We start from the raw sequence: 12,748 nt of genomic DNA on the forward strand, positions 1-12,748 counted from the left end.
TGCTACTGCCGCTGTACGGGCAGCGGGGTTTCTTCAAAATCACTGGCATTGACCCAGCCCGCATCGCTTTTGGTTAGCTCACCGTTCCTATACCGGTGATAAAAGTTGGAATTGGCATCATTCATATAGGGATAACTGTCAAAGACATACCCCCGTCCAATCATTCTCGGGTCGTTTTGCTGCTTTAGTTTTGTGTACAGATCCTCTTTCAGTTCTCTTTTCTTCTGTCGATATCCGGGGTCGCCAGCAAGGTTGTTCAGGCAGTAGGGATCATCCGTAATGTTATAGAGTTCTTCACCGGGCCGTTTGCCGAAATTCCATGACCAGTAATGATACTCCCCCCGACGGGTCCGGTGATCCAGAATATATGTTTTGGTTGGACTCCCGTCTGTATTCAGGTAGCCGGTTTCAGGGTTCCCCGCGGGCCAGCGTTCCGGTTTAAAATTACGCAGGTACAGAAAGTCTCCCCGGATGATGCCGCGTACGGGATAGCCCCAGTCATAGGGTCGGCCTACATCGTGCCGCTCCTTGCCAAGCAGAACATAATCCCGTTCGGCCGTAACTTGCCCCCCCCGTTCCGAATAGAAGATATCAGTCAAGCTTTGTCCCACAGCAGGCGACATGCCCGTCTCCTTCCAGCTTCTACCGGCCAACTCGATAAAGGTAGGAGCAAAATCAGCAAAACTGACAACATCGTCAATTACCCGTCCGGGCCGTACAATGCCCGCGGGCCACATGATTGCCAGCGGCATGTGTGCGGAATATTCATAGGTCTGACCCTTGATGCGGGGAAAGGGCATCCCATTATCTGCCGTGACGACGACCAGCGTATTTCGCAGCTCGCCCTGCTCTTCCAGCATCGATAGCATCAGTCCCAGCTGACGGTCAAAATGCTCGATCTCAAAAGCATAGTCGAGCAAATCCGTTCGAATGGTATCATTATCCTGGAAAAAAGCCGGCACTTCCCCGATCTCCTCCAATGCCTTTCCCCCTTTCTCAAGACCCGACTTCCACTCATAGCCCCGGTGCGGCTCAAACCCGCCGTACCAGAAAGAAAAGGGGGCATCATCCGGCCGTTCTTTCAGAAACGTCCGGAAATTTTCAGCATAGTCAGTACTCGACATTCCGCTGGTGGCGGGCTCCATCTGGTGCCTGTTAAAAGGGGTTCCGGCCAAGTGGCGGGGGGCCCCATCTTTATTTACTGCAATACCGGGGGCCCAGCCCTTGCCGGTACTTCCCACAAAATAGCCCGCTTCGGCCAGCGCTTCAGTATAGACCTTAAACTTTTGGGGAAAGGAAGGCCAGTGATTGGCCGCCTCTTCCAGCTGCCAAGAATTTCGCCCGGTAAGGATGATGGACCGGGAGGGCGCACACTTTGGATTGGGAACATAGGCCCTCGTAAACAGCAGTCCCTGTTCTGCCACCCGGTCAAAAGCAGGGGTTTGAATCCAGTCCGAGCCATAGGCTCCCATGTGGGGGTAGGAGGCATCATCGGCAATAGCAAACAGAATATTCGGCTGTGACGGCGGTTTTTGGGCTGACAACAGTTGGTGCGACAACAGCAAAACCCCCAGCATTAAGAAACCGGTGAAAACCTGGTTTCTCCAGAAAGATGACGTCATTTCAATACGGTTCATATTTCGAAACTTTTTACAACAGGAAGCCCAGTCATTTTTATCACGGGCCCTTGTCTCCATTGTCTCCCGCCGGCCCTGCTCATTCTATTATTTTCAATGCATTCTCCCGATATATCTTTTTCAGAACTTCATCACTCAGGTCCAGCCCATACATTGGCCACCGGTAACCAACAAGATCGGTCATATAGAAATGCTCATCCCGGCTTTCCAGCACCCGGAATGTCATTCTGAACATTTCGAGGGTCGTGGTGTTGTTACCGTAGGGCTTGTCGGGATCATCGGGGAATGTTTCAAATCCATAATCAGTACCATATACAATGCGATCCTGGTATTCTTCAAAGAAATCGGCCGTGGTACGCGGGATGGTCGAAAATTCAGCAAACCGAGCAGCGATATCTGCATACAGATTGGGGTGCTTATCCAGCAAATCCGCCAGCAGCGAAAAATCATTGCTGGTGTTCGCCAGGTGGGCAGCCACAAAGGTGGTATTCGGATGTCGTTCCAGGGTCTTATCCAGAAGGTCAATCATCCCGTCATGGCCAACAATCTCATCCTGGTTTTTGACCTGCCATGTATAGGCTCGCATCAGCCCGTCATTGGTAGAATCCATCGGTTCATACATCCAGATCGGTTCCGCCACATGCAGGTTTACGGGCAGATTCAATTTAGCTGCTTCCTCGAAAATCGGATCCATCCGCGGGTCGTTGGGATGCATGCCCGGCCCCGGGGCCCCTCCCATACCCGCACCTTTGTCGTGTAATTCGCCCAAGCCCTTACAACCGGCTTCCACATCCATTCGCAACTGTTCAACGGCTTTCTGGCTCCACCCTTCCTGATCATAGCCCGCATAGTCAATGCCGCAATATACCTCAAAACGGTCGGGGTATTTACCGTACAGATCCCGGATTTCCACAAACTCCTCACCTGTTGCTTTCGTAAGGATCAGTGATTTTTCGATACCGGCCTCATCCATGATCTCAACACGCCGGTCGACCTCCTCCTCCGTCTTGGCATAGGCATGGGCATGCAGATCAATAACCGGATACTTCGCTTTTGGTATTTGTGAATTGCCGGCCTTATGTACAGGCTCCGGCATCCAGTCCTTGAGAAGCAGCCGCTCGCTCAACGCCTCGCTACCTTCGGATGTACCTGAGCCAGGAGCCACTTTGCTGCAGCCGGCCAAAGCCAGTGCGAATATAATCCCAGCCAGCGATACCCCGTAAAGGCTCTTCCTGATATCTAAATTCATTTCATCAATTTATTAGGTGGTTAGCGTTGTAGGTTTATATGTCATCACAGCATCCGGATTCCCCTAAGCAGATTCCGGATTGAAAATTCGTTCATTGGTCATCCATTTGCCATCTGTAAAATCAGGAAATTCAACCGGATGGCCTCCCATAGCCACCGACTCTTCAGACAAGGGACTGATGGCACTCCATGCGGCGGCATCATACACATCAATAGGGGGAGCCGTCTGCTGTTTAACAGTCTCGACAAAAGCCTTCCGCACAAAATAATCTATGCCCCCGTGAGAGGCTCCTTCCGCATTGGCAGCTTCTTTTTGCCAGAGAGCAGAGTCATACTCTTTTTGATACTTGTCAAACGACTCCCACTGGTCCTGTCCGGGACTGACCCCGTCAATATATATGGAATTATTGCCGACCTGCCAGACTCCCTTCGTACCCTGACACCGGTAGTCCCCGTCATGTACCTGAGGCAGCGTGGTACTGAAGGTGACAATAATGGATTCCCCATTGGCCGTGGTAATGGTTGATGTCACCATATCTCCCTGCTTAAATTCCACCCCCGCTTTGGGAGCATCATGCCCTCCCCGCTCGATGATTTCATCATGAAGCCGTCGGGATTTTGTTGCCGTTGAGGTAATGGTATGGAAACGATTGCCCCTGTTAATGTCCATCCAGTGGGCTACGGGTCCAATACCATGGGTGGGATAGATATCTCCATTCCGGCTGACATGATGCTGGGTTCGCCAGTTGGATTCGCCTCCTTTTCCATCATTATAATTTCCCGTGCCCGGGCCAAAGTTGCCCTGCTCGTTCAGCAACACGGTTTCTGCAAGCAGATTGTGGTTATAAGCACATCGGGCATGCACCATTTCCCCGAAGACCCCCTGTCTAACCATGTTTAGTATGGCCAGTACATCCCGTGAGTAACAGGCATTTTCCAGCATCATACATGGCATTCCAGTCCTCTCCGATGTCTTGACCAAATCCCAGCATCCGTCTATAGTTGTAGCTGCAGGCACTTCCAGCCCTACATACTTGCCGGCCTCCATTGCTGCTACGGCCATGGGAACATGCCAGAGCCACGGGGTGGCGATAATAACTCCATCCAGATCATCCCGCTCCAGCATTCTGAGATAGTCCGTTTCCCCGCGGGTATAGAGTTCGGGAGCTTCCAAGCCGGCATCGGTGACTACTTTCCGGGCGGTTTCGGCATTAATTTCCTGTTTATCACAAATAGCCGGTATCTCGACATCAGGATGTTCTGCCAGTCCCCTTACATGGCTTGTCCCCCGAAGTCCAACTCCTATAAATCCGATACGCACCTTGTGCTCATCTTTTGCCTTTAGAATGGAAAAGGGGGCTACAGAGAGACCGATCCCCGTAACGGAGGCTTTTTTTACGAAATCCTTTCGACTTATCTTGTTGTCTATATTCATAAGAAGTAATGTATTCCTTCATAAAATTAGAAATTATCATCCATAGTGACGGCTGCCACTGTATATCCCGCTGTAGTGATTCGGTTCACTACGTTCGCAGGCACCGGTACAGCCTGATGGCCTGGCCGCTCATTTCCGGAAATTTCAGTGCCCGCCACGGATCGGTTCATTAATTAGATGTCATATCAGACGGGTATTCCCCCCACCGTTTTCAAGTTCTATATCCATTCCCCGTTTGTTGGATTTCCAAGCTCCGCCGGTAAAATCAGGCACCTTCACAGGTTTGGAGCCGTTGGCCACCGACCATTCGCTCAGCGGGATAATGGACGTCCATAAAGCGGCATCGTATACGTCCATCTCTATCGGCAGCCCGTTCCGCAGACAGTCAATGTAGCGCCAGTCGCGCACATCCACATTGTAATAAGAATGATCATAGTTACCCGCCTCAGATTGACTTAGCATACGGTTGAATCTTTTTATCATCTCCGGGGTGTATTCCTCCACAAGTGCTTCTGTTTCTTCCCGGGAAAGCCAGTCATCGTGACCTGTGGCAATACGCACCGGGCTCGGATGTCTCCGCATCGCCCCTTTGGTCCCGCTGATCAAATGTATATTCGAATAGGGCCGCATCGAAGAAACATCGTGCTGAAGCATGATCGTACGTCCCTTTTTCGTCTTTATGATGGTGGTATTCATATTTCCCCGATAGTTCCAGTCGGTAAACTGCTCATAATAGTCATCGGTCTGGGCCGCTTCCCTGGCCCAGTCCTGCATCATAAAATCGTTGCTGGACATCGAAACAAGGTAGTCCATCTGGTCGCCGTAATTGAGATCCATCATCTGTGCAATGGGTCCCAGCCCATGCTGGGGATACAGGTTTCCGCTCCGGTTCAGGTTTTCTTTGAGACGCCAGTCGCCCTGGTACTTACCTTTGTTGAACATGTAGTTTTCGAGCAGGTGGTGGATGTAGGCCCCCTCACCGTGAACGAGGTCGCCAAAGAAGCCCTTTCGGGCCATATTCAGCATAACGGCCTGCATCGACCGGTGACAAGAGCCTGAAATCTGGAAGCAGTGCCTGCGCGTGCGTTCAGACGTATCAACCAGTTTCCATGCGTCCTCTATTGTCTGGGCAGCAGGAAGTTCAGTATAGACGTGTTTTCCATTTTCCATGGCGCACACTGCCATAGGCGTATGCCATTTCCAGGGAGTAACCACCGAAATCAAGTCCAGGTCATCACGCCGGCATACCTTCTCCCATTCCGTTTCACTTCCCGAATAGCCATCCGGGTCGTGTGAGGTCCCCTCCAGTGATTTCCTGGCCGACTCCACGCGTTCGGGAATCAGGTCGCAGAGCGCCCGGATCTCCACGCCCTCAATGCTTGCCAGCCGCAATACCGTACCTGAACCCCGGTTCCCGAGACCGATAATTCCAACCTTCACCGTATCCAGCTTCGGGGCGGCATAACCGTGCATATTAAAGCGCTGCGGCCGGGTGAGCTGATAGGGTTCTTCGTCTTGGGCTGCATCGCCTCCTCCAAAGAAACCCAGGCCGGGAATGCTCAGCCCGGCAAGGCCTATCTTCTTTAAAAAAGATCTCCTGCTGTTATTCATTTTTCTTTTTTTAAGTTAGTGAACCCGCCGTCACCGCATCCCTTACCTGTCACGGCTGTTCCATTATCCTACAATATCTGTGTCGAGCCACTCTGTTCAAGTTCGATATCCATTCTGGGCTCATTGGTCTTCCAGGCCCCACCGGTAAAATCAGGTACATCAAGCGTCTCTGATTTATTGGCAACCGACCGTTCACTCAACGGGATGATGGAACTCCACAGGGCAGCGTCATAGACTGTCATATCCAACGGATAGCCGTTACGGAGACAATCAATGAGCCGCCAGTCCATCAGAGTATCCATGCCCCCGTGGCCGCCTACCTGCTGGGCCATCCTACCGACCCTTTTGGTGATTTCCGGCGTATATTCTTCTTCCAGCTCCGCGAACTCTTCATCAGATATCCAGCCCTCGTGACCTTTTGCTATCCGGGCGGGCAGCGGCCATTTGCGGGCAATTCCTTCGGTACCGCTCAGCACATGAATTCGTGAATAGGGACGGGGCGAAGTCACATCATGCTGCAGCATAATCGTCCGTCCCTTACGGGTGCGGATGGTACTGGTATTGATATTGCCGCGGTAGTCCCAGTCGGCGTACTGTTCCCAGAATTCATCCTCTTCAGCCAGCTCATTGGCTTTTTTGCGCATCATAAAATCATCACTTGACATGGAGACCATGTACTCCATCTGGTCACCGCAATTGATGTTCATCGCCTGTGCAATAGGTCCCAGGCCATGCATGGGATAGAGATTTCCATCCCTGTTCAAATTCTCCTTCAGCCGCCACATGTTGCTATAATTATCTTTGGAGAAGTTGTGGTTAATCAGCTGATGAATATAGGCTCCCTCGCCGTGTATAATTTCTCCAAAAAAACCATCCCGTACCATGTTCAGGGTCATCATCTCAAAAAAATCGTAACAGGCATTTTCGAGCATCATACAGTGTTGACGGGTATTCTCTGACGTCTCAACCAGCTCCCAGCACTGATCCAGCGTCTGGGCCGCCGGAATCTCGGTCGCCGCATGCTTTTCGTGCTTCATTGCATAGACCGCCATGGGCGTGTGCCAGTCCCAGGGAGTGCAGATATAGATCAGGTCTATATCCTCACGGTTACATACTTTTTTCCACTCTTCCTCACCACCGAAGTATGCTTCCGGGTTGTGCGATGTTTCTTCAATCGATTGAATGGCGGCATTCACCCGCTCCTCCTCCAAATCACAGATAGCCTTGATATCGACCCCTTCAATGCGGGAAAGTCTTCTGACAGCTCCCGACCCCCTGTTACCAACACCGATAATCCCAATCCGTACGGTTTCCAGCTTCGGGGCGGCATAACCGTGCATATTGAATCGCTGGGAATGTGTTTTTTTGTAGGGAGGGTGGCCCTGCAGGCCATTGGCGATGTTTGAAAAAATTCCCGTGCCCGTAAAACCGGCCAGCCCAAGAAATTTTAAAAATTCTTTACGTCCGAAGCTATTACTCATAATTATTCACCTAGCTTATTTTGTTCGTTTCGTCTCAGTTTTCTGCCCTTTCTTTTATATTCCAAGGCATATTTTAATTATACATTTTTTCCCGTTGATCAGAATCAACAGCAATACAGCAAAGCCGCATCAGATGCGAGTATTTGATGGGCTCCTCTTCGTCTTCACTTCTGCCGCCGGGGAACCCACTTATGAATTCTATTTTTCAGCGCAACATCACTTATCGCCCAGTGCTTCCATCCTGAATGACCGAAGCCGGGGTATCGTATGCTCATTTTCCATTATCGTCCGTATGCGATTCACCACTTCCGGGTGCTCACTGGCAACGTCATTTTCTTCCCGGATGTCTTCTTCCAGGTTGTAAAGTTCTATCTCCAGGTTCTGTTCTGATTTAATGTTATTTCTGATGCCCTTCCATTTGCCCATGCGAACCGCCTGCTGTCCTCCGTACGAAGGAAACTCCCAGTAGAGAAACTCGTGTTTCTCCTGATTCTCCTCGTTGCCTTCCAGCGTTGGCAGAAAACTGATGCCATCAATGTTGTCCGGATGCTCAGCTCCAGCCACTTCGCTCAGTGTGGGCATCACATCCCAGAAAGCAGAGATATGATCAGTCTGGCTGCCCGCTTCGATACGGTCTTCCCAGGTAGCAATCATGGGCACACGGATTCCGCCCTCGTACACATGTCCCTTTAGCCGTCCAGAAGCGTTATTCAAAGGAGAGGCACTTCCAAAATATTCCGGATCAACCCCGAGACCGTGCACCGGGCCATTATCACTGGTAAAAATAATCAGTGTGTTTCGGTATAAGTTCAGCTTTTTGAGCTTGTCTACGATCATCCCCACCTGTTCATCCAGGTACGAAATCATCGCAGCATAAGTTGCTTTTGGGTATCGCGTGGGCACATACCGCACCCCACCGCCGTCACCATCCGATACATACGGTTCTTCCTCCCCAAACTTTTCATGGTAATAATCGATCCAACGCTGCGGAGCCTGCAGCGAAACATGGGGAATGGTGGTAGCATAGTAGAGGAAAAACGGATTACTACTGTTGGATTCGATAAAACGAAGTGCTTCCTCTCCCATCAGCTCAGCCGAGTAGTCGGGCTGATCATGAAACTTGGCATAGCTTTCCGGATCATAGGGGTCTGCTCCAGCCGGCAGCGGCTGGTGGGGAGCAACCAATTCATTATTCAAAGCAATGCGCCTTTCATTTCTCCACAGGTAGACCGGGTAATAAGTGTGAGCCTGACGCTGGCCGTTATAGCCAAAGAAAAAATCAAAACCCTGATTGTTGGGCACGCCGACCGTAAAAGGCGCTCCCAGGCCCCATTTCCCGATGGCCCCCGTCCTATATCCTTCCTCCTGCAGCACTTCTGCTATCGTCACCGTTGAGTCGGGTATGGGGCGCTGCCCCTCCAATGCAGGGTTGGCAGCCATTTTTTCATAATTCCAAATATCTCCCCGCTCTCCCCACTCCTCGTTGGATCGGATATAGGCATGTCCCGGATGTGTGCCAGTCATCAGCATGTAGCGCGCCGGGGCACAGACCGGAGCGCCGGAGTAATGCTGAGTAAACTTCATGCCATTTTCGGCAAGAGCATCGATATTGGGAGTCTCAATCTTATCCTGTCCATAGGCTCCCAAATCACCATATCCCAGGTCATCAGCTAAAATGTAAATGATATTAGGCCGATCGGTATCCGGCTGGGCAACAGACGGTTGGGGGCTGATCAAAAATACAGCAATCAACGGAAAAATAATTTTCATATGGTTCATAAGCATCAGTTGCCTGTTTTCCAGGATATTGAGCTATATTTTATATGCTGTCGAAAAGGATTCCCTCAGCCAGGCATTCAGACCTCGGCCCTTCATTCCCAAACCTAGAGCTGCTTTAACAACCCGCCTGTTTTCAGTCATTTACTTAGCTGGATACCCCTTTCTTTTTTCAATTATTCAAATTAAATACGAAACTATCAAGTAATATTATTCTTTTTTCTTTTTTCTTTTTTAATTAAAGTTTCGTTTTGTTTTGTATAAACGACTGAAGCAATTATTTTTCCTTCAAAAATTGTCGGATCCCTGCATTCAGCGTTTCGCAGCAACTTGTACAGATCAGACGAAGTAAAGATATTGCTACTAACCTGACTTATATACCCGCTATGATCAGCAACGTCATTATTCTCCTGCTTGCATTTTCCACCATAATAAGTATTCCATCCCATTCTGGGCAGCCGGACGACCCGCTTACCGTAAAAAAAGCTGATAACTTTACTGTTGACGGGAAGGGATCGGCAGCAGCCTGGTCTGAGACTGAATGGGTGACCATCCCGCAACGGAACCAGGCGACCGGGGAATCATCAATGGCAACCAGGATGAAGATACTCTATTCCGATACGGGACTATATTTTCTTTTTGAATGTGAGGATCAGACATTGAGCGCCACTATGGATGCCGATTTCATGAATCTGTGGAAAGAAGATGTGGTTGAAGTTTTTTTGTGGCCGGATACCCAGGAACCCACCTATTTTGAGTATGAGCTTTCACCGCTGAATTATGAGCTGCCTCTTCTGATTTCGAATCATTCAACCGAAGGCAGCAGGGACCTTTCCCGCTGGCGACCATATATGTATGAGAGCGACAGACAGACCCGTCACCAAACTTCAGTCGAGGGAGGTCCGAAAACGAGCGGTGCATCCATCACGCAGTGGACCGCTGAATTTTTCATCCCCTTTAAACTTCTGAGACCGCTCAATAATATATCTCCAAAATCCGGGACCGAGTGGCGAGCCAACTTCTACCGTGTCGATTATGATAAGGAAACTACTACCTATGCATGGCAAGCTGTCGAAAAAACCTTTCACCAGTTCCAAAAATTTGGAACCCTCCGTTTCGAGTAAGACCACTTTTGACAGGCTCATCCTCAACGATAGCCAATAAAAAGCCTGAATGAAAAGAAAGATAATCATTGGGATTTCATTTTCTTTCATTTATCATGCAACCATATTATGAATACAAATCAATAGTTTATGGCTTTCAGCTTTAGTAAATCCAATCGATGGTTAGGATACGCTCTGTTAACAACAATATTCTGGGGTATTTGGGGAGCGATGATTGAAATACCGGAGAAGAATGGATTTCCCGCTACGCTGGGATACACGGTATGGGCTTTTACCATGATTCCTCCTTGCATCTTTGCGCTGTACCAAATCAACTGGAAGGTGGAATATAATTTTAAATCAGTGCTCTATGGCAGCCTGGCCGGGCTTCTCGGGGCAGGTGGACAACTTATTCTTTTTGAAACATTAAAAATAGGACCGGCGTACCTGGTCTTCCCCTTCATCTCTCTCTCCCCTGTAGTTACCATCATACTGGCAACATTTTTGCTCAATGAGAAAACAACCTCCAAAGGCTGGGTCGGTATCGGGCTGGCACTGCTTGCCATCCCTCTTCTGTCTTACCAGGAGCCGGGAAATGGGGCTACAGGCGGCTATTTATGGATTCTGTTATCCCTGCTCGTATTCCTGGCGTGGGGCATCCAGGCCTACATTCTGCGGTTTGCTAATGAAACCATGCAGGCGGAAAGCATCTTCTTTTATATGACGGTCACCGGACTGGCGCTGGCTCCCATTGCCATTGGAATGACTGATTTTAACCAGCAGATCAACTGGGGCTTTTCCGGAATGTACTCGGCGGCATTCATTCAGATTTTGAACGCAATCGGGGCTCTGTCTCTGGTATACGCCTTCAGGTACGGCAAAGCTATTATCGTATCGCCTATGACCAATGCAGTGGCCCCGGTCATAACGATTGTCCTTTCCCTGCTGCTCTACGCCGTGATTCCCCACTTCATTATTATACTCGGGATGTTACTGGCCGTTGTCGCCGCCTTCCTGCTGGGCATCGAAGAAGAAACAGAGAATATCGCCGAAGAAAGTTAGCCTCTTCTATTGCCGGTGTAGGCCCCAATTATCCTGCTGCTTCCGGTTGGCCTGCAACATCTTTGGCCGCAGTAATCCGGGACAGCACGAGCTTCACGGCTTCAGCCACCGGTCAAACCAGTCAAAAGCCTCGGCCTGCATGGCCCTGTCAAATTTATGCGGGCCCGGATGAAAGGAACACTGATAGTGATCTGCAGCACCAGCTTTTTGGTAGACCTCCCCCATAATGTCATCGGCTCTCTCCATCTCAGAAAGGGTAAACAAAGCATCCTCTTCGTTATTCAAAACCATCGTCGCAGAAGGCACCCGCAATCCCAGAATCTCCGGGAAAGCCAATTCATTGGGAAGCAGGGGAACATAAGTCATCCAGGTATGGGTGTATGATTTAGCGACGACAAGATCTTTCCAGGTTGTCATGAATCCGACACAGACCGCACATTGAATACGCGGGTCCATCCCGCCCATAAAAACCGTTCGCATGCCTCCGCCGGATAAGCCGCCGCAGCCCACCCGGGATTCGTCAACGTCATCACGGCCGCACAGGATATCCAGCGCCATATGATCTTCTGCCAGAAAGAGGGCCGGCCAGGTAGTGCCTGCACTGAACAGGGACTTGGCCATAATATGTTCATGGCGCCCCGCCCAATCGTTATAGTCCCTGATGTTCTCCGGATTTTCCGGATTCTGGTCATCCAGTCCGCCGCGCAGGTGTTCTGGAACATCCGACAGCAGAACCCTTCGACTGGCAAACGGAAAAGCATCCGATACCAGTACTACGTAGCCTCTTTTGGCAATCTCGTTGGCCCAGGCCATGCCCTCATAATATTCCTGATGGTGATTCTCAATCAATGGATGACGGTTATCAGCGGTGCGGGTTATTTTTCGCTTGCCGAAATATTTATTCCCCCCGTGATCGTGAAATCCGAGGATGCCCGGCAGGGGGCCATCAGCTCCCCGGGGTTTGAGGACGATCGCCCCGGTGGGAGGTCCATAGGGAAGCTGCCAGCTCAGCTCCTCGATCATCAAACCATCATAGCTATACTGTTTTTCAACCGTCACTTCGGGAACATTCCCAAGATCTGGCATACCCAATCGTTCGATATAGCGTTCCCTGGCTTCTTTCCGCCAGCCTGCAAGGTCATTCCATTGATCGCGCCGGAACGAATATTCAGGCAAATCACCTTCGATAAGCGAGGCCGCCCACGGGCCATACGCCCCAATGATGCTTATCCCCTCTGTCTCGGTCGTTGCACCGTCTGCTGCAGACGTACTGCTGCTTGACGGTGCCGATCCCAGCCCGTTCAAGAGTCCACTGCCGGCAATACCCAGGCCGGCCAATCCTGTTTTTTTCAAAAAATCTCTGCGATTATTCTTCATCGTGATTGGTTGTTATCT

At 50.3% G+C, this 12,748-nt stretch carries 9 protein-coding genes; 2 read left to right on the forward strand and 7 right to left on the reverse strand.

Annotation, left to right across the window (positions count from 1 at the left end; all coding sequences use genetic code 11):
- Positions 1 to 2 precede the first annotated feature (2 nt).
- The 6 genes from FN808_RS06405 to FN808_RS06430 all read right to left on the reverse strand — a co-directional run bounded on the left by FN808_RS06405 (position 3) and on the right by FN808_RS06430 (position 9,182).
- Positions 3 to 1,637, reverse strand: coding sequence for a sulfatase family protein (locus tag FN808_RS06405; RefSeq protein WP_221929942.1), 1,635 nt, complete (start codon positions 1,635 to 1,637; stop codon positions 3 to 5).
- A gap of 79 nt (positions 1,638 to 1,716) precedes the next feature.
- A complete protein-coding gene (locus tag FN808_RS06410) occupies positions 1,717 to 2,886 on the reverse strand; it encodes an amidohydrolase family protein (RefSeq protein ID WP_142713726.1) in 1,170 nt (389 codons plus the stop codon).
- 63 nt (positions 2,887 to 2,949) lie between these two features.
- On the reverse strand, positions 2,950 to 4,320 hold the full coding sequence (locus FN808_RS06415; protein WP_142713727.1) for a Gfo/Idh/MocA family protein: 1,371 nt from the start codon (positions 4,318 to 4,320) through the stop codon (positions 2,950 to 2,952).
- Between the two features lie 180 nt (positions 4,321 to 4,500).
- Entirely contained in the window at positions 4,501 to 5,931 is a 1,431-nt protein-coding gene (locus FN808_RS06420) for a Gfo/Idh/MocA family protein (protein ID WP_142713728.1), read from the reverse strand.
- Positions 5,932 to 5,999: 68 nt separating this feature from the next.
- Positions 6,000 to 7,412: a Gfo/Idh/MocA family protein gene (locus tag FN808_RS06425; protein WP_142713729.1), complete on the reverse strand. Its 1,413-nt coding sequence runs from the start codon at positions 7,410 to 7,412 to the stop codon at positions 6,000 to 6,002.
- Between the two features lie 216 nt (positions 7,413 to 7,628).
- Positions 7,629 to 9,182 (reverse strand): arylsulfatase, encoded by a 1,554-nt coding sequence (locus FN808_RS06430; protein WP_142713730.1) that lies wholly within the window; start codon positions 9,180 to 9,182, stop codon positions 7,629 to 7,631.
- 392 nt (positions 9,183 to 9,574) lie between these two features.
- On the opposite strand from FN808_RS06430, the gene FN808_RS06435 reads away from it, so the two are divergent.
- Positions 9,575 to 10,312: a carbohydrate-binding family 9-like protein gene (locus tag FN808_RS06435; RefSeq protein WP_142713731.1), complete on the forward strand. Its 738-nt coding sequence runs from the start codon at positions 9,575 to 9,577 to the stop codon at positions 10,310 to 10,312.
- A gap of 129 nt (positions 10,313 to 10,441) precedes the next feature.
- Positions 10,442 to 11,353 (forward strand): DMT family transporter, encoded by a 912-nt coding sequence (locus tag FN808_RS06440; protein ID WP_185958279.1) that lies wholly within the window; start codon positions 10,442 to 10,444, stop codon positions 11,351 to 11,353.
- A 93-nt stretch (positions 11,354 to 11,446) separates the two neighbouring features.
- On the opposite strand, the gene FN808_RS06445 is transcribed toward FN808_RS06440, so the two are convergent.
- Positions 11,447 to 12,730: a twin-arginine translocation signal domain-containing protein gene (locus FN808_RS06445; RefSeq protein ID WP_142713732.1), complete on the reverse strand. Its 1,284-nt coding sequence runs from the start codon at positions 12,728 to 12,730 to the stop codon at positions 11,447 to 11,449.
- Positions 12,731 to 12,748 lie beyond the last annotated feature (18 nt).

Origin of the sequence: Fodinibius sediminis (genome assembly GCF_900182555.1) — a bacterium.
In the GTDB taxonomy this organism is placed as follows: domain Bacteria; phylum Bacteroidota; class Rhodothermia; order Balneolales; family Balneolaceae; genus Fodinibius; species Fodinibius sediminis.

Bases quoted from the DNA above. Each gene is read 5' to 3' on its own strand.
- FN808_RS06420 (WP_142713728.1), bottom strand. From the start codon at position 5,931: ATGAATAACAGCAGGAGATCTTTTTTAAAGAAGATAGGCCTTGCCGGG.
- FN808_RS06425 (WP_142713729.1), bottom strand. From the start codon at position 7,412: ATGAGTAATAGCTTCGGACGTAAAGAATTTTTAAAATTTCTTGGGCTG.
- FN808_RS06435 (WP_142713731.1), top strand. From the start codon at position 9,575: ATGATCAGCAACGTCATTATTCTCCTGCTTGCATTTTCCACCATAATA.
- FN808_RS06405 (WP_221929942.1), bottom strand. From the start codon at position 1,637: ATGAACCGTATTGAAATGACGTCATCTTTCTGGAGAAACCAGGTTTTC.
- FN808_RS06430 (WP_142713730.1), bottom strand. From the start codon at position 9,182: ATGAAAATTATTTTTCCGTTGATTGCTGTATTTTTGATCAGCCCCCAA.
- FN808_RS06410 (WP_142713726.1), bottom strand. From the start codon at position 2,886: ATGAATTTAGATATCAGGAAGAGCCTTTACGGGGTATCGCTGGCTGGG.
- FN808_RS06440 (WP_185958279.1), top strand. From the start codon at position 10,442: ATGGCTTTCAGCTTTAGTAAATCCAATCGATGGTTAGGATACGCTCTG.
- FN808_RS06415 (WP_142713727.1), bottom strand. From the start codon at position 4,320: ATGAATATAGACAACAAGATAAGTCGAAAGGATTTCGTAAAAAAAGCC.
- FN808_RS06445 (WP_142713732.1), bottom strand. From the start codon at position 12,730: ATGAAGAATAATCGCAGAGATTTTTTGAAAAAAACAGGATTGGCCGGC.